At 64.1% G+C, this 15,685-nt stretch carries 16 protein-coding genes and 1 riboswitch; of the genes, 7 read left to right on the top strand and 9 right to left on the bottom strand.

Going from position 1 to position 15,685, the window contains the following annotated elements:
* Nucleotides 1-1,185: a toxic anion resistance protein gene (locus ACZ1G0_RS12540; protein ID WP_472737245.1), complete on the bottom strand. Its 1,185-nt coding sequence runs from the start codon at nucleotides 1,183-1,185 to the stop codon at nucleotides 1-3.
* Nucleotides 1,182-2,072 carry a 5-bromo-4-chloroindolyl phosphate hydrolysis family protein gene (locus ACZ1G0_RS12535; protein WP_472737244.1) on the bottom strand — a complete coding sequence of 297 codons (891 nt, stop codon included), beginning with the start codon at nucleotides 2,070-2,072 and terminating at the stop codon, nucleotides 1,182-1,184. Before ACZ1G0_RS12535 ends, ACZ1G0_RS12540 begins: the two co-directional genes overlap by 4 nt.
* A gap of 261 nt (nucleotides 2,073-2,333) precedes the next feature.
* Nucleotides 2,334-2,409: riboswitch (SAM riboswitch) on the top strand.
* Between the two features lie 53 nt (nucleotides 2,410-2,462).
* On the opposite strand from ACZ1G0_RS12535, the gene metZ reads away from it, so the two are divergent.
* The 5 genes from metZ to ACZ1G0_RS12510 all read left to right on the top strand — a co-directional run bounded on the left by metZ (nucleotide 2,463) and on the right by ACZ1G0_RS12510 (nucleotide 9,375).
* Nucleotides 2,463-3,659 (top strand): O-succinylhomoserine sulfhydrylase, encoded by a 1,197-nt coding sequence (metZ, locus tag ACZ1G0_RS12530; protein ID WP_472737243.1) that lies wholly within the window; start codon nucleotides 2,463-2,465, stop codon nucleotides 3,657-3,659.
* A gap of 219 nt (nucleotides 3,660-3,878) precedes the next feature.
* Nucleotides 3,879-4,976: a GTP cyclohydrolase FolE2 gene (folE2, locus tag ACZ1G0_RS12525; protein WP_472737242.1), complete on the top strand. Its 1,098-nt coding sequence runs from the start codon at nucleotides 3,879-3,881 to the stop codon at nucleotides 4,974-4,976.
* 129 nt (nucleotides 4,977-5,105) lie between these two features.
* Nucleotides 5,106-6,329, top strand: coding sequence for a chromate efflux transporter (chrA, locus tag ACZ1G0_RS12520; RefSeq protein WP_472737241.1), 1,224 nt, complete (start codon nucleotides 5,106-5,108; stop codon nucleotides 6,327-6,329).
* A gap of 32 nt (nucleotides 6,330-6,361) precedes the next feature.
* Complete coding sequence (locus tag ACZ1G0_RS12515; RefSeq protein ID WP_472737240.1) at nucleotides 6,362-7,807, top strand: TrkH family potassium uptake protein; 1,446 nt, start codon at nucleotides 6,362-6,364, stop codon at nucleotides 7,805-7,807.
* A gap of 2 nt (nucleotides 7,808-7,809) precedes the next feature.
* Nucleotides 7,810-9,375 carry a thiamine pyrophosphate-binding protein gene (locus tag ACZ1G0_RS12510; RefSeq protein ID WP_472737239.1) on the top strand — a complete coding sequence of 522 codons (1,566 nt, stop codon included), beginning with the start codon at nucleotides 7,810-7,812 and terminating at the stop codon, nucleotides 9,373-9,375.
* A gap of 63 nt (nucleotides 9,376-9,438) precedes the next feature.
* Here ACZ1G0_RS12510 and ACZ1G0_RS12505 read toward each other — a convergent pair whose 3' ends face one another.
* From ACZ1G0_RS12505 to ptsP, 7 genes are all read right to left on the bottom strand, one after another.
* Nucleotides 9,439-9,717 (bottom strand): SH3-like domain-containing protein, encoded by a 279-nt coding sequence (locus tag ACZ1G0_RS12505; protein ID WP_472737238.1) that lies wholly within the window; start codon nucleotides 9,715-9,717, stop codon nucleotides 9,439-9,441.
* Nucleotides 9,695-10,000, bottom strand: coding sequence for a ScnB-like protein (locus ACZ1G0_RS12500; RefSeq protein ID WP_472737237.1), 306 nt, complete (start codon nucleotides 9,998-10,000; stop codon nucleotides 9,695-9,697). The genes ACZ1G0_RS12505 and ACZ1G0_RS12500 overlap by 23 nt, the downstream gene beginning before the upstream one ends.
* Before the next feature lie 101 nt (nucleotides 10,001-10,101).
* On the bottom strand, nucleotides 10,102-10,530 hold the full coding sequence (locus ACZ1G0_RS12495; RefSeq protein WP_472737236.1) for a protein tyrosine phosphatase family protein: 429 nt from the start codon (nucleotides 10,528-10,530) through the stop codon (nucleotides 10,102-10,104).
* Nucleotides 10,521-10,976 (bottom strand): DUF6691 family protein, encoded by a 456-nt coding sequence (locus tag ACZ1G0_RS12490; protein WP_472737235.1) that lies wholly within the window; start codon nucleotides 10,974-10,976, stop codon nucleotides 10,521-10,523. Before ACZ1G0_RS12490 ends, ACZ1G0_RS12495 begins: the two co-directional genes overlap by 10 nt.
* Entirely contained in the window at nucleotides 10,976-11,398 is a 423-nt protein-coding gene (locus ACZ1G0_RS12485) for a YeeE/YedE family protein (RefSeq protein ID WP_472737234.1), read from the bottom strand. The genes ACZ1G0_RS12490 and ACZ1G0_RS12485 overlap by 1 nt, the downstream gene beginning before the upstream one ends.
* A gap of 11 nt (nucleotides 11,399-11,409) precedes the next feature.
* The gene (locus ACZ1G0_RS12480; RefSeq protein ID WP_472737233.1) at nucleotides 11,410-12,273 is read right to left on the bottom strand and encodes an MBL fold metallo-hydrolase; all 864 of its coding nucleotides are present in this window, start codon (nucleotides 12,271-12,273) and stop codon (nucleotides 11,410-11,412) included.
* Between the two features lie 226 nt (nucleotides 12,274-12,499).
* Nucleotides 12,500-14,743 carry a phosphoenolpyruvate--protein phosphotransferase gene (gene ptsP / locus ACZ1G0_RS12475; protein ID WP_472737232.1) on the bottom strand — a complete coding sequence of 748 codons (2,244 nt, stop codon included), beginning with the start codon at nucleotides 14,741-14,743 and terminating at the stop codon, nucleotides 12,500-12,502.
* 75 nt (nucleotides 14,744-14,818) lie between these two features.
* On the opposite strand from ptsP, the gene ACZ1G0_RS12470 reads away from it, so the two are divergent.
* Together ACZ1G0_RS12470 and ACZ1G0_RS12465 are read left to right on the top strand one after the other, a co-directional pair.
* Nucleotides 14,819-15,295: an EamA family transporter gene (locus ACZ1G0_RS12470; RefSeq protein ID WP_472737231.1), complete on the top strand. Its 477-nt coding sequence runs from the start codon at nucleotides 14,819-14,821 to the stop codon at nucleotides 15,293-15,295.
* Entirely contained in the window at nucleotides 15,268-15,675 is a 408-nt protein-coding gene (locus ACZ1G0_RS12465) for an EamA family transporter (protein WP_472737230.1), read from the top strand. The genes ACZ1G0_RS12470 and ACZ1G0_RS12465 overlap by 28 nt, the downstream gene beginning before the upstream one ends.
* Nucleotides 15,676-15,685: the final 10 nt, after the last annotated feature.

Here is a 15,685-nt window from a genome sequence, read left to right as displayed (position 1 = left end):
TCAGGCCGATGTGCCGACGTTGGACCCGACACCGTCCTTGCGGGCCTTGGCGCTGGCCAGCGTATCGCGCAGCTCGCCTTCCATCTTCTGCAATTCGGCCTCGGCGGCGGCGCGGCGGGCCTTGCCTTCGTCCGCGATTTGCAGGCTTTCGTTGATGGTGGCGACAAGGTCTTCGTTCGCCTGACGCACGGCGTCGATGTCAAACACGCCGCGCTCCATCTCTTCGCGAATAACCTTGTTGGTTTCGCGCAGGTTGGCCGCGTTCGAGGTCAGCAATTCATTGGTCAGATCATTGGCATCGCGCACCGCCTCTGCTGCCTCGCGGGAGCGTTGGATGGTAACCGCTTGCGCCAGTTGCGTTTCCCAAAGGGGCACGGTGTTTACGAGGGTCGAGTTGATCTTGGTCACCAGCGACTTGTCGTTTTCCTGCACCAACCGGATCGAGGGCAGCGACTGCATCGTCACCTGACGGGTCAGTTTCAGGTCGTGCACCCGGCGTTCCAGATCGTCGCGGGCGGCGCGCATGTCGCGCAACTCTTGCGCCTTGAGGACCTGATCATCCTGTGGTGCGGCGGCGACCTCGGCTTCTTTGGCGGGGATCACTGTGGCGTCCAACTCAGCCAGCTTTTCTTCACCGGCGGTGATGTACAAGGCCAATTCGTGATAGAAGTCGAGGGTCTTTTCGTAGAGCTTATCCAGCGATTTGATGTCTTTGAGCAGGACCTGTTCGTGGCTTTCCAGCGTGTCGGTGATCTTGTCGATCTGGCCCTGCACATCCTCGTAGCGTGCCATGAAATTGGCAAAGGGCGCGGCCCGGCCCAGCAGTTTTTCCCACCAAGACCGCTTGCGCCGCACGTCCAGTTCCGTAACCGAAAAGCCGCGGATCGTGGTGACCATGGACCGCAGGCTGTCGCCCGCAGGACCGACATCCTTGTTTTTGACATCCGCCAGCATGGCTTGGCTGATCTCTTGCAACTCCACCTGGGCAGAGGACCCGAAGGCGATGATCGTCTCGGTGTTGGAGATGTCGATCTCGTTCATTCGCTTGCGGATGCCTTCGGCCACGGGCGGCTCCGCCTCGGCCAGCGGGACCAGCGCGTTCGCGGGTTCCGGCAGGGTGGCATTTGCCACGGCTTCAACCTCTGCGACCAAGGCGCTTGCCGCCTCGTGTGTTTGCGTTTTCATGACAAATCCCCTTCGTCCCTGATAAGCAGGCCATCTCGTTTCAAACGGTCCCGCAGTACTTCGATTTCGATATCCAGATCCTGTTTGTCCGCCAGCATCAGGCGTTCGCGTTTGGCGGCAAAGCTGCCCTCCAGATCGTCCAGCAGAGCGTAGTAGTCAGCGCGTGCGCTTTCGTCTCGGCTGGCCGCAAAGATGTCCACAAACTTGACCGTCGCGTCCCGTGCGGCGCGCAGGTAGATGCCCAGAAACTTGCGGGCGGCAGACAGGTCACGCGGATCATCCTCGACCGTGCGGAACATATCCCGGGCTGTGGCCTGAAAGGTCGCAACGCGATCCATGACACTGCGGTCTCGGGCGCGCAGGGCGGCGTCCTCGATTTCGGCCAAAAGCGCCTCTGCCTTCTCGATCGCCTCGGCCACACGTTCGGTTTGAAAGGTGTCGATCCCTTCCATCCCCTTGTTCTTCATCGGGTCAAACCCAAAGGTAAAACTGTGCAGGGCAGCGGCGATCACGCCGAACCCAATCCCGTTGAACAGGCCCGATATTCCGTCCATCGCGGCCAGCATGACACCGATACCCGTCAGACCGCTGGCAAAGATCTTGCGCGGAATGGCGGGGCGTCGTGCCACCTTGCGGTCGTTGTAGGCGTCTTCGGCGCGGATCCCCTCTTGCAGCAGCCACGCCGCGAGGATCAGCAGGGCGCAGGCCATGATATCCACGGCCATTGCAACGGGCGCCTTGCCAAGCGCGATGAACAACAGGGGCAGGGGGACAATGAACAGTAACCTGACCCGGGCCAGATATCGTCGGGGGGTCTTGCCAGCCAAAGGGCTTGCGCTGCCTTTGCTTGCGCCGGGGCTATGGGCCCCACCAAACCGTTGCGCCATCAGATACGCCCGTCCAATGCACCGACAGAGGCCATGACGACCAGAACCATCAAGGCGATAAAGCTAAACTTGCGCAGTTGTTCGAGACCCACTTTGTTTCCCACCCGTCAACGACATTTGTCCTTTAGACTATGCAGCCCTGTGCCGCTTTGCGAGTCCATACGTCAATTCTGATACAATTGGCGAATTTTTCCCCCTTTGCATAGGCTGCGGTGTAATGCCCGACCGGCTGGCGTTGACAGCTATGTGCCAAGGGGATAGCTCGCAGTCCGAGGGGATTTGACCGGATTGCGGCCCTCGGTAAAAAAACCGCTAAAAAGGGCGGCCCAGATGCCTGGCCCCTTTGACCGGGGCCCCCGAAACGGGGATGGCATGCAAAGGACCGACGCGATGAAAGACCAAAACCCGAACCGTACACTCTCGCCCCAGACCCGTGCCGTGCACGCCGGGGTGCGCCGCAGCCAATATGGCGAGGTGTCCGAGGCGATGTTTTTGACCCAAGGGTTCGTCTACCCCACGGCGGAGGCAGCCGAGGAACGGTTCCTCAATGCCTCCCGCGAAGACTTCATCTACGCCCGCTATGGTAACCCGACCGTGGCCATGTTCGAGGATCGGATCGCCAGCATCGAAGGCACCGAAGACGCGTTCGCCACTGCCTCTGGCATGGCGGCGGTCAATGGGGCGCTGGTGTCCATGCTCAAGGCGGGCGATCACATCGTCTCTGCCCGGGCGCTGTTCGGGTCGTGCCTGTATATTTTGGAGGAAGTGCTGACCCGCTACGGCGTCGACGTGACCTTTGTGGACGGAACGGACCTCGACGCCTGGGCCGCCGCCATCCGGCCCGACACCAAGGCCGTGTTTTTTGAAACCGTGTCGAACCCAACCCTGGAGGTCATTGACCTGCGCGCCGTGGCCGATCTGGCCCACGCGGTGGGGGCGACTGTGATCGTGGACAACGTCTTTGCCACCCCGTGCTTCAGTCACGCCGTGGAACAGGGCGCGGACGTCGTGGTCTATTCCACCACAAAACATATCGACGGGCAGGGGCGCTGTCTGGGCGGCGTAATCTGCGGCACCCAGGACTTCATCCGCAAAACGGTCGAGCCTTACCTGAAACACACCGGCGGGGCGATGTCGCCGTTCAACGCCTGGGTCATGGTCAAAGGGCTCGAACACCTGCACCTTCGAGTGAACGCCCAAGCCGATAGCGCACTTGCCATTGCAGCCGCGTTGGAGGGGCACGCCAAGGTGAATCGCGTGCTTTATCCCGGCCTGCCCAGTCACCCGCACCACACGCTTGCCATGGGTCAGATGGACAAGGGCGGCACTGTGATTGCGCTGGATGTAAAGGGCGGCAAAGAGGCGGCGTTCCGGTTTCTCAATGCGCTTGAGATTGCGGTGATTTCCAACAACCTCGGGGACGCGAAGTCTATTGCCACCCACCCCGCCACCACGACGCACCAACGCCTGCCCGATGATCAAAAGGCCGACCTTGGGATCACGGACGGCCTGATCCGCTTTTCGGTCGGGCTGGAGGGTACAGACGATCTGATCGCAGATGTTCTAGGCGCATTAGACGCGGCATAAGGGCTGTCAGACTTGTCTGACACTTTGCGTGGGCAGCGCTGTAAAACACTGTGAAACCATGATATTGTTGGGACGATCCGCCCGGCGATGTCGTTTTTTGCACATTTCCTGAACAATTTGTGAACCGGCCCCGCTTGGAGGCCGTATACCGTAGGTAATTGGAATATGGCGGACTTGGCCCCATATCAAAGATTGCGCGAACCGTTAGGGAGGGATGAAATGAACATCCACGCACCGGAAATTGACCGCCAACCGAACGAAGCAGAGGCCGAAGCCGCCCTCGCAACACTGAAACGCTGGCTTACCGTGGCCAGCGACGCACAGGTCGAGGCGTTGGACCCCGCCGTGGCGCGCCTGTTGCCCGGGCCAGCTGCCGATTATCCAAATCTTGCCCGCGCCTACCCCGAAGACTTCGCGGTGGATGGTGCCTACAAAGACAGTTTGCCTGATCTTCAGAACGGGCCCTCCAGCCTGATACGGGGCGAAAAGCAACTGATCCAGCATGTGGGGATTTCGAACTTCCGCCTGCCGATCCAGTACCACACGCGCGACAACGGAGATCTGACCCTAGAGACCTCGGTGACCGGGTCCGTCAGCCTTGAGGCCGAGAAAAAGGGCATCAACATGTCCCGGATCATGCGCACGTTCTACCGCCGTGCCGAGGAAACGTTCAGCTTCGGTGTCATCGAGGCGACGCTGGACGACTACAAATCGGACCTCGGCAGCTTCGACGCCCGTATCCAGATGCGCTTCTCGTTTCCCATGAAAGTCGCAAGCCTACGGTCGGGCCTGTCTGGGTTCCAGTACTACGATTTGGCCCTAGAGGTCGTGGACAGTGGCGGTGTGCGCCAGAAGTTCGTGCATCTCGACTATGTCTATTCGTCGACTTGTCCGTGTTCTTTGGAACTGTCCGAACATGCCCGCATGACCCGGGGACAGTTGGCCACGCCGCATTCCCAACGTTCCGTCGCCCGTGTGTCGGTCGAAGTCGTCGGCGCGGACGTGCTTTGGTTCGAGGACCTTATTGAGCTGTGCCGCGCTGCCGTGCCCACCGAGACGCAAGTCATGGTCAAACGCGAAGACGAGCAAGCCTTTGCGGAACTCAACGCCGCCAACCCGATTTTTGTCGAAGACGCAGCCCGGTCGTTCTGCGCGCAGCTGAAGGCAGACGGACGTGTGGGCGATTTCCGCGTGGTGGCCAGCCATCAGGAAAGCCTGCACAGCCATGATGCCATTTCGGTCCTGACCGAAGGGCCGACCTTTGCGGCCCAATCCCTGGACCCGCGCCTGTTCCAGACTTTGTTCCACACAGGTTAGGTGTTTCGCCTGACGGCGACCCGCTGGGGAGGCGTTGCCTCCCCAGACCCCCTCCGGGGTATTTCACGCCCAAAGAAGAAAGAACTTTGTTGCTTTGCATCAAGGGTCTTCTTCCGGGTAGGGCAGGGCATGGTCAGCTATTCGAAACTGTTACGTGTGTTCGGACGCATTGGCGTTATGTCCTTCGGGGGGCCTGCAGCACAGATTGCCCTGATGGAGGATGAGTTGGTCGCCCGGCGCGACTGGCTGTCCGCGCCGGAGTTCGTGCGCGCCCTTGGCTTCTGCACCCTGTTGCCCGGGCCAGAGGCGATGCAGCTGGCCACCTACGCAGGCTGGCGGTTGCGCGGCGTGCCCGGTGGATTGATCGCGGGCGGATTGTTCGTACTGCCCGGGGCGATCGTGGTCGGGCTGTTGGCGCTGCTTTACGGTTCATTCGGGGCGCATCCCTTGGTGCAAAGCGCCTTTGACGGCGTCAAGGCCACTGTGCTTGTGTTGGTTGCCCTCGCGATCTGGCGGCTGGGGCGGCGGGTGTTGGTCGGGGGCGTGGCGATCGGCCTTGCAATCGCGGCCTTTGTCGCACTGTTCGTGGCAGGGGTGCCGTTTCCGGTTGTTCTGGCTGTCGCGGCCCTGTGCGGGTGGACGTGCATGCCTGTGGCGCAGGCAGAGCCTGCCGCTGCCCCGATTTCCTTGCGCACAACCTTGCGCACCGCCGCCCTGTGGACTGCGGTATGGTGGGTGCCTTTGTGCGCGGTCATAGCCTTTGCCCCGACCGTATTGGGCGATCTGGCCAAGTTTTTCTCGTGGTTGGCCGTGGTTAGCTTTGGCGGGGCCTACGCCCTGTTGGCCTATATGGCCCAAGTCGTGGTGGAGGGGCGCGGCTGGCTGACGCCGCAGCAGATGATCGACGGGTTGGGACTGGCCGAAACCACCCCCGGCCCCCTGATCCTTGTCACGCAGTTTGTCGGGATGACCGCCGTACCGCCCGCGCTGGCGGTGGCTGCAGGCGTCGTGACGCTGTGGGCGACCTTTGCCCCGTGTTTCCTGTTCGTATTCGTGGGCGCGCCTTACGTTGACCGATTGGGGTCCATGCCGCGCGTCTCGGCGGCGCTTGCGGGGATTACGGCGGCGGTGGTGGGGGTGATTGCCAACCTTGGCCTGTGGTTTTCGGTCCACGTTACTTTTGACGAAACCCGCCCCGGGCCATGGGCGTTGGAGGTCCCGATCTGGAACGCCGTCCAATGGCACATCCTTGCTTTGGTGGCGTTGGCTGCCGTCCTGCTGCCCCGGGCTGGTCTTGGCGCAACCCTCGGTGTCGCGGCCGGCGCGAGTTTGGGGTACGGCCTGCTCGCTTGACTTTGCCCCCGCGCGCGCCCAAACCTGCGGGCATGTTGGATGTGCGTCCCGTTGGATATGTGATCGGCCTGTTGGTCGCAGCCTTTGGGGTCGCCATGGCGGTGCCAATGACCCTGGACCTGTGGGCGGGCAACGGGCACTGGTTCGCCTTTGCCGAAAGTGCCGCGATCTCCATCCTGACCGGTCTTGCCCTGACCCTGTCCTGCGCCAATGCCGACCGCACGCGCCTGACCCTGCAACAAACCTTTTTGCTGACCGTGGGCGTCTGGCTGTCCCTACCGATCTTCGCCGCGCTCCCCTTTGCCTTTGGGGCGACAGAGGCCCGGGCCGTGGACGCCTTTTTCGAGGCGATGTCGGGCCTGACCACCACCGGGTCAACGGTGTTCAGCGGTTTGCAGGACCTGCCAGAGGGCCTGTTGCTGTGGCGGGGCATGTTGCAATGGTTTGGCGGCATCGGGGTCATCGTGGTCGCCATGGTGTTCCTGCCCGAACTGCGCATCGGGGGGATGCAGATTTTCCGGTCCGAAGGGTTCGACACCTTTGGCAAGATCCTGCCCCGGGCCACGGAAATCTCGGCCTCCATCTCGTCAATCTATCTGGCGATCACCGCCGCCTGCGCTTTTGCCTACCTTGCCGCCGGGATGCAGCCCTTTGATGCGATCATCCATGCCATGACCACCGTTGCGACGGGCGGTTTCGCCAACAGCGACGCGTCGTTTGGGGCGTTCGGTCCGGCGGTGCAATACGTGGCGGTGGTGTTCATGATGCTGGCCGCCCTGCCGTTCGTACGCTTCGTTCAGCTGGCGGCGGGCACGGCGCAGCCCTTGTTGCACGACAGCCAGGTGCGCGCCTTTTTCTGCGTGGCCGCCGTGCTGGTGACCGCCATGACCGCCCTTTTGTGGCTGACGGACGGGGGCGGCGAGGGTGCCTTTCGCGCAGCCCTTTTCAACTCCGTGTCGATCCTGACAGGCACCGGCTACGCCAGCGCGGACTACATGCAATGGGGGGCGCTGGCGGTTGTCGCCCTCTTCTTCGCGGGGCTGATCGGGGGCTGCGCCGGGTCCACTGCCTGTTCGATCAAGATATTCCGCTACCAGATCCTGCTGGCCGCCATCGCGGTTCATGTGCGGCGCATCCACTCTCCGCGCGGGATATTCTTTGTGCGGTTCGAGGGGCGACGCGTGTCGGACGATGTGTTGTCTTCGGTCATGGCGTTCTTTGTGCTGTTCGTGGTGTCCGTGGGCGTGCTGTCGGTCCTGCTGGCCCTGACGGGGCTCGACTTCATCACCGCCCTGTCGGGCGCCGCAACTGCGCTGGCCAACGTAGGGCCGGGGCTGGGGGATCAAATCGGCCCCGCAGGCAACTTCGGTGCGCTGAATGATACCGCCAAGTGGTTGTTGGCCGCAGGTATGCTGATCGGGCGGCTGGAACTGTTGGTTGTCTACGTTCTGTTTACCGCCCGCTTCTGGAGGACCTGATCATGGTGCAACGCCCCCTCGGCGCTCAAATTTCTCATGCCCTCGCCGCGCGTGGGGTGGAGACGATCTTTGGGATCCCCGGCGTGCACAACGTCGAGATGTATCGCGGCATTGCCGAGGCAGGGATCACCCATATCCTCGCGCGCCACGAACAGGGCGCGGGCTTCATGGCCGACGGCTATGCCCGGGCCAGCGGGCGCGTCGGCGTGTGCTACGGCATCTCTGGCCCCGGGCTGACCAACATGCTGACGCCACTTGGGCAGGCCTATTCGGACAGCGTGCCGGTGCTGGCCGTGACCTCGTGTCTGGACGAGGACGCGGCGCGGCGCGGTCAGTTGCACCAGATGCGGGATCAGGTGGGCGCTGCGGCCACGGTCTGTGACTGGTCGGCCCGGGCCACGGATGCCACGGCGGCCTATGGCCTGATCGACTGTGCGTTTGCGGAGTTCAACGCAGGTCGTCCGCGCCCCAAACACATCACCGTCCCCATTGCCACGCTTGGCGCCATGGCGGAGGCCGCACCGCCCCCCAGGTCTGCGACGCAGCCAGGCACGCCCGACATGACCCCAGTGGCCGAGCATCTGGCCCAAGCCAAACGCCCGCTGTTCATCTTTGGCGGCGGTGCGGCGCGCGGGGCGCAGGCGGCACGCGCCATCCTGTCCCAGACGGGGGCGGCCAGCCTGACCACCTTTGCCGGCAAGGGCATTGCCGCGCCAGACGACGCGCTGTACTTTGGCAGCAGCCTAGGGCGCAGTGCCACGCAGCGGGTGATTGCACAGGCGGATCTTGTGATCGCCGTGGGCACGGAACTGGGCGAGGCGGAGCTTTGGCGCACCCACCTTGGCCATACCTGCCCCCTGATCCGTATTGACATTGATCCGTCTGTGTTGGGCGATTTGCAGCGCGCAGACCTCACGATCCAAGCGGATGCGGCCATGGCCCTGACGGCGCTGGCAAGGATCGCAAAGGGCACCACCGACTGGACCCCGGCCGAGGCCACGGCCACCCGCGCCGCCAACAGGGCCGAAGCCATGGCAGAGCGTCCGGGCATCCAACCCATCCTTGACACTGTACACGGCGTCCTGCCGCACGAGGCGCATATCTTCTCGGACATGACCCAGTTTGCATATACGGCCTGCGACACGTGGGACATGGCTGCGCCGGGGCAATGGCACCACCCCACGGGCTTTGGCACGCTGGGGTACGCGCTGCCGGCGGCGATTGGCGGCAAGGCGGCTCTGGCAGATACGCCCGTTGTGGCGATGATCGGGGATTACGGGATCCAGTATACGGTGCAGGAATTGGGCACGGCCGTGGAACTGGCCCGCCCCTTGCCGATCCTGCTGTGGGACAACGCCAAACTGGCCGAGATTGAGGACAGCATGATCGCCGCCCAAATTCCGCCCAATGCCGTGGTCGCCCGCAACCCCGATTTCACAGCCCTCGCGCGGGCTTACGGGGCCGCCGCTGTCACCCCGGCAACGCTCGCCGCCCTGCGCGATGCTGTGGCACAGGCGCTGGACCATCCTGGCCCCACGGTGATCCACATCACGCCGGATATCCTGTAGGACAGGCCCCGGCGTCTTTGGGCGAAAGATACCCTCGGGGGGCAGGCGCGGGGGCAGCGCCCCCTAGGCCGGTTCCAACCAGTGCGCGTAAATCTCGGCTTCGATCACATCGCCCGGGGCCTCTGCCTGCGGCCCCCAAACCTCTGCCATGGTAAAGCGCACGCGGTGCAGATCTTTTGCGGGGGCGGGCAGGGCGTAGGCGAGTTGTTCCGGGTTCGGGAATGACCCCAAGGACCGTTCGATCTCGCCGACCTTGCCGCGCAGATACCAAGGGCAGCGCACGTGGCCCGGTGGGGCCCAGCAACGCACGCGGACCCGCTCAGCCATCTTGTGCGTCGCCATAGGTCTGCCCGCGGGCGGCGACCTCGTCCATCTTGGCGGCAAGCTCCTCGACCGAGTAGACACCCGCCTCCAACAGGTTTTGGTTGATCGCGGCGATCCAGCGTTCGTAGTAGGACATGTCCTCAAAGGCCTGCTCACCCATATCCTCAAGGGCGCGGCGCAGCCCGTCCACGGTGAAATGCCCCGCCCCGGATCCCAGGATCATCAGGGCGTCCACCCGCTTTTCCCAAAGGGCGAAGTCATGCTCTGTATCTGGGATCGCGCCTGCTGCGGTGCCGCCCATGTCGTGCCAACGGCGCGCCGGCGAAGACCCGTGCCAACGGCGCGCCGGCGAAGACCCGTGCCAACGGCGCGCGGGAGGGGCATCTGGCCCGCGTTTCCCGGTCATTTCTGAGCGGCCAGGGCGTCGATCTGGCCCCGGAACCCGTCCAGCGGATAACCCGCCTTTGCCGTGGCCTCCAGGATCGCGTCGGTCTCCATCTCTCCGGCCATGGCCAGCGCCCACATGACCGCCGAGCGTGTGCCCGACGCGCAGTAGGCGACCACTCCGCCTTCGCTGCCGGCAATTGCCTCGGCTTGTTCTTCGACATTGTCCATGGTCATGGCGGCGCCGTTCACGGGGTTGAAGACGAACGACAGCCCTGCCGCCTCTGCGGCGGCTTGCATGGCTTGGGCTTGCAGGGGCGGGGGCACCTCCATCTCGGGGCGATTGCAGATCACGGTCGTGATCCCTTGGGCCGCGAGCGTGGCCATGTCCCCCGGTTCCAGCTGCGGGGCGGCGGCAAAGCCGTCGGTGATCGGTCTTAGGTCCATTCAGGGTCTTCCTTGTTCCAGATACGGGCGCGCAGATGGGGCGTGGCGATCATGCCCGCCGCCATGCTGGCGAAAAAGATCAAACCGCCCCAGCCGCCAAAAGACAGCGATGCGAGGGCCGGGCCGGGGCACAGCCCCGCCAATGCCCAGCCTGCGCCGAACAGGACCGATCCCGTGGCCAGCTTGGGGTCTATGCGCGGGTCAGGACGGGCCGGAAAGCTGCCGCCCATGGTGGGGCCAGCGCCCGCCGCCGCGCGTCTGCGCGCGATCTGCCACGCCACCGCCATGGGCAGGATGGCACCGCCCAGCACAAAGGCCAGCGTCGGATCCCATGCGCCGAACACATCCAGCCAGCCTTGCACCTTGCGCGTGTCGGTCATGCCCGACACCACAAGTCCGACGCCGAACAACCCGCCCGACAGAAGGGCCACAACAAGGCGGCCCATCATATGATCCCCAGCCCGTGGCGCGCGGCCAGCATCATGGCAGCCCCAGCCAGCAGATAGATCAGGGTCGCCGCGATCCCGCGCACCGACAGGCGCGAGATCCCGCACACCCCGTGCCCGGAGGTGCAGCCGTTGGCCAGCCGCGTCCCGATCCCCACCAGCAGCCCGGCGACGACAATCACGGCCCAACTGTCTGTCAGGTAGGTGGACCGCGCGCCCGTGGCCCAAACCACGACAGCGGGGACGGCGATCAGGCCCAGCAGAAAGGCCAGCCGTTCCCACAGGGCCCCGCCCTTGGCAGACCGGTCCACCACCGACCCCAGGATGCCGCTGGCCCCCATGATCCGCCCGTTGTTCAACAAATAGAAGGCCGCCGCCGTGCCGATCATCAGCCCGCCAGCCAGCCCATACACCCAGTCCATCATAACGCCCCCTACACCCCGTTCACGGGGATTTTCAGATACACTTTGCCGTCTTTGTCCGCAGGCGGCATGTGTCCTGCGCGCATGTTCACCTGCAACGACGGCAGGATCAAGCGCGGCATGCCCAGTTCCGCGTCCCGGTCCTCGCGCATGGCAACGAACGCCTCGATAGAGCGTCCGGCCCCGACGTGCACGTTCAGGGCCTTTTGTTCGGCCACGGTCGTCTCCCACGCGTAGGCGTCGCGCCCCGGGGCCTTGTAGTCGTGGCCCACGAAGATGCGGGTCTCGTCCGGCAAGGACAGGATGCGCTGGATGGAGCGGTACAGATCGCTGGCCGACCCGCCGGGAAAATCACAACGCGCGGTCCCGAAATCGGGCATGAACAGGGTATCGCCCACAAAGGCCGCGTCCCCGATCACATAGGTCAGGCAGGCTGGCGTATGTCCCGGCGTGTGCATCACATCGGCGCGCATCTGGCCGATGTGCAGGCTTTCGCCCTCGCGCAGCAGGGCGTCGAACTGGCTGCCATCGCGCTGGAACTCTGTGCCTTCGTTGAACACCTTGCCAAAGGTGTCCTGCACGGTCGTGATCTCGGCCCCGATGCCGATATTGCCGCCCAAGGCCTGTTGCAGGTAGGGGGCGGCGGACAGGTGGTCCGCGTGCACATGGGTCTCAAGGATCCATTCCACCCGCAGGCCCTGGTCCTGTACGGCCGCGATGATCCTGTCTGCGCTGTCGGTCGCTGTCCGCCCGGCGGCTGCGTCATAATCCAGCACACTGTCGATAATGGCGCAGGCCTGCCCCCCGGGATCCGCCACGATGTAGCTGATGGTATTGGTGGCATCGTCGAAAAAGGCTTGGACGTTGGGGGTCATGGAACGCTCCTTTTTTCTCACTAAAGCGTAAAAGGAGGTCAGTATGCAAACCGCCAGAGCCAACAAAACCGGTGCCGCGGCGCAGCGATTGATCGAGATCAAGGATTCGGGACTATAAGCGTGATAGCTTTTGAAGGTGGTAGGGGACCTGAGGGGGTCTCCTCCCATGGGTCGCGGCGTTTGTCCTGGTTGCATGGTGGGTGGACGAAGCCGCGACCTACTGCGCCTAACCGCCCCTGTTCAGCCAATCCATCACCGCCCCGCGCACGGATTGCACCCCGCTCAGGCGGGCGGCGTCGATCACCGCGCGGGCCTCGTCCAGATCCGTGCGCCGCAACAGATGTTTGACCGGGCCGATGCTGGCGGGCCGCATGGACAGGGTATCCACTCCCATCGCCACAAGGCACATCGCCTCGATCGGTCGGCCTGCGTCTTCGCCACAAAAGCTGACGGGGGTGTTCGTCTCGCGGCACCGATCCACGATCTGTTCGATCAGGGTCAGGAAACTGACATTCAGGGTGTCATAGCGTTTGCGCACCCGCTCGTTCTCGCGGTCGGCGGCAAAGAAGAACTGTTTCAGGTCGTTGCCGCCGATGGATATGAAATCCGCCAGCTCGAAGAACCGCCGGGGCGCAAACGCCATGGAGGGGGTTTCCAACATCGCCCCGATCTTCAAATCCGACGGCACCTCGTGTTTCAGGCCCCGCTCCCGGTGCATCTCCAGCAACAGCGCCTCGCGCGCCTCGACGAATTCCTCCAGCTGGGCGATGAAGGGGAACATGACCGACAGGGGCCGCCCGTTCGCTGCGCGCAACAGCGCCTGTAACTGCATCCGCATGACGCCCTTCTTGTCCAAGCCCACGCGGATCGCGCGCCAGCCCAGGGCGGGGTTCGGTTCGTCCTGAGGTTTCATGTAAGGCAGTACCTTGTCCGACCCGATATCGAGGGTGCGGAAGATCACGCGCTTGTCGCCCGCGGCATCCATCACACGGGCATAAAGCGCCGCCAACTCGCCGCGACGGGGCACCTTGTTGCGGGTCAGGAATTGCAACTCTGTGCGGAACAGGCCCACCCCTTCGGCCCCCGAGGTGGGCAGGGAGGGCAGGTCCGCCATCAGGCCCGCATTCATCATCAGCGGGATGTGGCGCCCGCATTGGGTCATCGCAGGCTTGTCGCGGATCGAGGCATAGCGTTCCTGGGCCTGCGCCACCATGGCCAACTTGTCCTGGAAGGCGGCCCGCACGGTGTCGTCGGGGCGCAGGTGCACGATCCCCTGTTCGCCGTCCACAAGGATCGAATCGCCTGAAAGCGCCTCTGTGGTGATGCCCTTGGCGTTGATGATCAGGGGGATGGCCCATGCGCGGGCGACAATGGCCGCGTGACTGCCGACGCTGCCTTCCTCCAAGACCACGCCGCGCAGGGACCGCCCGTATTCCAACAACTCGCCGGGGCCGATGTTGCGGGCCACCAGAACGGCGTTGTCGGGCAGGGTGTCCAGCCCGGCGCGCCCTTGTCCCGTCAGCTTATGCAGCAGGCGGTTGGACAGGTCGTCCAGATCGGCCATGCGTTCGCGGATGTAGGGGTCGGGCACGGTTGCCATGCGGGCGCGGGCGTTGGATTGTTCCTTTTCCACCGCCGCCTCGGCGCTCAGACCAAGGCCGATGTCTTCCTCCATCCGGCGCAGCCAACTGCGCGAATTGGCGAACATCCGGTAGGCCTCGAACACCTCTGTCTGTTCCTTGTCCCCCCGCGCACCTTTCAGCATGGCATCCACACTCACGCGCAGGGCGTCCACCGCCTCGTGCAGGCGGCGCAATTCTTCGTGGGGGTCTTCGGCGACGGGGTTAGTGATAACCACGCGCGGGTTGTGCAGAAAGACCACGCCCTCGCTGGCCCCTTCCTGCGCGACACTCCCCCGGAACATGTGCTGCGCCTGATGGCGGGCCTTCAGCGCCTCGCCCTCGCCGACAAAGGCACCCAGTTCCGTCATCTCGGCCAAAACCATGGCCACGACCTCAAGGGCATAGACCTCGTCGTCGGTGTAAAGCCGCGCGTCGCGCGACTGGACCACCAGCACGCCGAGATTTTCGCCCAAACGCTGGATCGGCACGGAACAAAAGCCCGAGAAGACTTCTTCGCCGGTTTCGGGCATGTAGCGATAGCCCGGTTCCGCCGGGGCCTTGGCCGTGTTGATCGCTGCGCGGTTTTTGGCGGCGCGGCCTACCAGCCCTTCGCCCACGCGCATGCGGGTGACGTGCACAGCCTCGGCATTCAGGCCGGTGGTCGCGCACAACTCCAGCGTTTCGGGGTCCAGATGCAGATAGATGCTGCACACCTCGGTGCGAAGGCTGGCCGCCAAGATGCCAGTGATCTGGTCCAGACGTTCCTGCGCGCCGGTATCCTCGGCCATCACGGCCTTGAGACTGCGCAACAACTTGCGGGATTCGGTGTCTGTGGTCGTGGTCGGCATTGGCGTTCTCCTGACCCTAAGGTACCCCAAGGTCAGTCCCAAAGCGAGGGGCGCGTTGCACATGAAGGTTGCCCCATGTCCCTTTTCGGCTTTGCCCTCGTCCTTGCGGCTGCGTTTTGCCATGCCACATGGAATTTCCACGTCAAGCGGCTGGGCGGCGGGGCCGAGTTGATCTGGCTGTTCTCAGCCGTCTCGGCGGTGATGTATCTGCCCGTGGCGATCTGGGTGGTGGTGACCACGCGGCCCGAGTTTGACCTGTGGCAATGGGGCTTTATCGTCGGCAGCGTGGCCCTGCACATGGCGTATTTCGTTTTGCTGCAGATCGGGTATCGCCACGGCGATCTGTCGTTGGTGTACCCCACGGCGCGGGCGACGGGGCCGATCCTGTCGACCACATTCGCCGTTGTGCTGCTGGGCGAGGTGGTGACCCCGCAAATGGCCCTCGGGGCCGGGGTGATCATATTCGGGGTGCTGATGCTGACGGGGGCGTGCGGCCCGGTGCACAGCGCGCGCCTGCGTCGCTGGTGTTTGGCCTGTCGGCCGGGCTGCTGATCGGCAGCTACACGGCGTGGGACGCCTATGCCGTGTCGGTCCTGCTGATCTCGCCCATTCTGATCGACTATGCCTCCAGCATCGGGCGCACGGTGCTGATGGCCCCGATCGCCGCGCGCAACACCGCCGCCGTGGCCCGGTTCTGGCGCGACCACCGGGGCGCTGTGATCATCATCGCGGCATTCAACCCGCTGGCCTATATGCTGGTGCTTTATGCCCTGACCTTCACGCCCGTGTCCTACGTGGCCCCCGTGCGCGAGGTCAGCGTGTTGCTGAGCGTTCTGGCGGGCAGCCTGTTGTTGGGCGAGGGCCAGTTGAAGCGCCGCCTGGGCTGGGCGGTCGTGATCATGGCGGGCATGTCGGTGCTGGTCACAGCCTAAAGGGCGGCTG

Source organism: Thalassobacter sp. HA4-2, from assembly GCF_055693705.1.
Note: the sequence above shows the minus strand (reverse complement) of the source record. Positions and strands in the feature narration are given on the sequence as shown.

Coding starts and splice junctions, on each gene's coding strand:
- ACZ1G0_RS12540 (WP_472737245.1), bottom strand. CDS start 1,185: ATGAAAACGCAAACACACGAGGCGGCAAGCGCCTTGGTCGCAGAGGTT.
- ACZ1G0_RS12535 (WP_472737244.1), bottom strand. CDS start 2,072: ATGGCGCAACGGTTTGGTGGGGCCCATAGCCCCGGCGCAAGCAAAGGC.
- metZ (WP_472737243.1), top strand. CDS start 2,463: ATGAAAGACCAAAACCCGAACCGTACACTCTCGCCCCAGACCCGTGCC.
- folE2 (WP_472737242.1), top strand. CDS start 3,879: ATGAACATCCACGCACCGGAAATTGACCGCCAACCGAACGAAGCAGAG.
- chrA (WP_472737241.1), top strand. CDS start 5,106: ATGGTCAGCTATTCGAAACTGTTACGTGTGTTCGGACGCATTGGCGTT.
- ACZ1G0_RS12515 (WP_472737240.1), top strand. CDS start 6,362: ATGTTGGATGTGCGTCCCGTTGGATATGTGATCGGCCTGTTGGTCGCA.
- ACZ1G0_RS12510 (WP_472737239.1), top strand. CDS start 7,810: ATGGTGCAACGCCCCCTCGGCGCTCAAATTTCTCATGCCCTCGCCGCG.
- ACZ1G0_RS12505 (WP_472737238.1), bottom strand. CDS start 9,717: ATGGCGACGCACAAGATGGCTGAGCGGGTCCGCGTGCGTTGCTGGGCC.
- ACZ1G0_RS12500 (WP_472737237.1), bottom strand. CDS start 10,000: ATGGGCGGCACCGCAGCAGGCGCGATCCCAGATACAGAGCATGACTTC.
- ACZ1G0_RS12495 (WP_472737236.1), bottom strand. CDS start 10,530: ATGGACCTAAGACCGATCACCGACGGCTTTGCCGCCGCCCCGCAGCTG.
- ACZ1G0_RS12490 (WP_472737235.1), bottom strand. CDS start 10,976: ATGGGCCGCCTTGTTGTGGCCCTTCTGTCGGGCGGGTTGTTCGGCGTC.
- ACZ1G0_RS12485 (WP_472737234.1), bottom strand. CDS start 11,398: ATGGACTGGGTGTATGGGCTGGCTGGCGGGCTGATGATCGGCACGGCG.
- ACZ1G0_RS12480 (WP_472737233.1), bottom strand. CDS start 12,273: ATGACCCCCAACGTCCAAGCCTTTTTCGACGATGCCACCAATACCATC.
- ptsP (WP_472737232.1), bottom strand. CDS start 14,743: ATGCCGACCACGACCACAGACACCGAATCCCGCAAGTTGTTGCGCAGT.
- ACZ1G0_RS12470 (WP_472737231.1), top strand. CDS start 14,819: ATGTCCCTTTTCGGCTTTGCCCTCGTCCTTGCGGCTGCGTTTTGCCAT.